Source organism: Dialister sp. (assembly GCF_036343215.1).
Taxonomy (GTDB): Bacteria; Bacillota; Negativicutes; order Veillonellales; family Dialisteraceae; genus Dialister.
Window position 1 is genome coordinate 1 of the sequence record NZ_JAZASU010000160.1, and the last position, 2692, is coordinate 2692.

Annotated in this window: 2 protein-coding genes; both read right to left on the bottom strand. The window is 51.2% G+C overall.

The window, feature by feature from the left end; all coding sequences use genetic code 11:
* Positions 1-373: 373 nt before the first annotated feature.
* On the bottom strand, positions 374-811 hold the full coding sequence (locus VZT47_RS09995; RefSeq protein WP_330224815.1) for a hypothetical protein: 438 nt from the start codon (positions 809-811) through the stop codon (positions 374-376).
* Positions 812-2123: 1312 nt separating this feature from the next.
* The gene (locus VZT47_RS10000; RefSeq protein ID WP_330224816.1) at positions 2124-2342 is read right to left on the bottom strand and encodes a hypothetical protein; all 219 of its coding nucleotides are present in this window, start codon (positions 2340-2342) and stop codon (positions 2124-2126) included.
* Positions 2343-2692 lie beyond the last annotated feature (350 nt).

A 2692-nucleotide genomic window follows, 5' to 3' on the forward strand; every position in this document is an offset into this window, starting at 1 on the left:
AGATGATGAAGTTCAACAGGCAGTAGACTATATTAACAATAGACCTAGAAAAGGAATGGATTGGATGACTCCAATAGAATTTGTTGAAGAAATGTTGCACTAGACTTGACAATCTGCCCTCCGCGAAGCGGTGGGGGGCTGTACAATCGTACAAGTCGAAAATGAGCTTAAAGGCAAAATCATCCCGGTGAGGGGGAACCGCACAAACGAGGAAAATTTCCCCCGACGCAGATGAGAGCCGAAGGCCAAATAAAAAAGGCGCCCTCATCATTTCAAAGGCGCCACCTTCCCGAGATTCCCGACAATCCCCGATCCTCCCCGGGATCCCCGATTCAAAAGTTATATTTCCTGTATTTCCATAAAGCCCAAACCCTCAATACACCCGTACCTCCTCCAGGCTCGGAATCGTCAGCACCTTCTCCACCATTTTCAGATGACTCGAAGCCGTCTGCACCTTCCAGTACGTCTGGAGAGTCAGCCCATGACTGAAATAAATGACACACCGCTCCTGATCATCCGGAAGCAGCCCCCGGATCGCCGGCACCAGCACATACCCGAAAGAAGGCGGCTCCTTTGCCAGCTTCATCTGCACAAAGACAGACCCATCATTCAGCCGGACCCCCGTCCCCCGGCGCCCCTTGAAAAGCCTCCGGCACGCCTTATTATCATTTCCCATGAAATGAGCAATCGTATTCATATACTTCTCCACCGAGCAGAAAAGCTGCAGCCTCCGCCCGCTCTCAAAAAGCACCACACATCCATTAGCCGGTCCCGTCCGCACCGGAATCAGAGCCACAATCCTGCTATCCATATCATACCTTCCCATAATCAAAACAGAACGTTCCGAACTCACCCCGAACTATCAGCATCATATAGAACGTAGGTTCGTATATATTATAATAAAACATTCGTTCTATTTCAAGGAGCAAAATTGGAAATATATTTTCCTTTCCACGCCTGCCTTTTGAAGCTTTGGTCCCACGGACGATTCGAGTCTTGCGATGACTCCAGCCCATTTCATGGGCATTTGCCCCTCCGATTCTTCGCCTGCCTTTTGAAGCTTTAGTCCCACGGACGATTCGAGTCTTGCGATGACTCCAGCCCATTTCATGGGCATTTGCCCCTCCGATTCTACGCGTACCTTTTGAGGGCTTTGTCCCACGGACGATTCGAGTCTTGCGATGACATTAGCCCGCTCCGCGGGCCCAGGTTCCCCGCGTCCCCCTGCGGGAGAAGCTCCCGCGAAGCAGGTGTTGCGGGGCTATCTATCGCAAGAATGCAAAATGACACAAGAGTCACAACCGTAACGTACTAATGAACCCCCTCGGAACCCGGAACTTCCATGCGAGCCTCTTAATTCTCCACACTACCCATTCAAGCCCCAAATGAGGAAATCCCAAAGCATGCTGCAGGGCACCACCTTTCCAAGCTTGGAAAGGTGCCTGAGCGCAGCGAAGGCGGAAAGGTTGTTCAATCGCACAAGGCACAAACAGGGCCGACTGACAAACCAATCCCGCGACAAATGCCTCAAAAGCTTCCCGGTCAGGCTTCCCCTCGGGGAAGCTGGCCCGAAGGGCCTGAAAGGGCAGGAGATAGAATCCCCGCGGCCAAAGGCCGCCGCCGATCAACCTTTCCTAGATAGGAAAGGTGTCACGAAGTGACGGATAGGATGATTAGTGCTTCCCCTGCACTACCCGTTCAAGTCGAAAATGAGGGAACCGCAAAGCATGCTATCGGTCAAGCCCTCCCAAGTTTTGGGAGGGTGCCTGAGCGGAGCGAAGGCGGGTGGGTTCATCTTTCGTCACAAGGCACATACGAGGCTGACTGACGAACCAATTTCATCGAAATGCCACTATCCAATCGCGGTAAGGCTCCCCTCCAGGCCCCCCGAAGTTCGGGGAGGTGTCAGCGCAGCTGACGGAGGGGCTGTACGATCGTACAAGTCGAAAATGAACTAAAAGGTAACCCCATCCTCCCGCGAAGCGGGTGAGGGGGAACCGCACAAATGAGGAAAATTTTACTCATCTTAAATGAGGGCCGAAGGCAGCATCAAAAAAGCAGCGCTCAATAAATTTGCGCCGCACCTTCCCCAATCCCCAAATCCTCATCCCCAATCCCTATACTTACCACTCCCACCCCTCTTTCCAGGCCATTTCGGGGTCCCCATAATAGTAGAAATGAGGATCGATGAGCATCCAGTCCTCAGACTTCATATACTTCTCCACCATTTCAGAAAGCAAATCCGGATCCTCCTCCCCGGTCTCGATGGATACCAGAGCCTTCACGAAAGTACGGTAATCCGCTCTCATCATTTTTTCTATTTCCTTCTTCATTTCATCCATAGTCAATCTCCTTGCTGTATAAAACCGGATTCTTTGAAACTTTGCATTTTCAGCTGTCTTCGAAACTGTAAATCGTCCGGGAATCGGGACATCGGGACTCGGGGCGGTGGCGCGGCACAACTCATGAAGCCGCGCATTTTTATATAGGTCCCATTGAATTTCCCAGTTCCGAGATTCCCAACCCCGCGGCCAAAGGCCGCTGATGGAAAGGGGCTGTACAATAATTACACAAAATATTGAATAGCCGGAGTTTATAAAGTTATCAGTTCTCAGTTCACAGTTCTCAGTGAAGGAGGCCCGCATCAAATTGGATGGCGGGCCATTTTTATACACAGTTTTCATCAGAAATG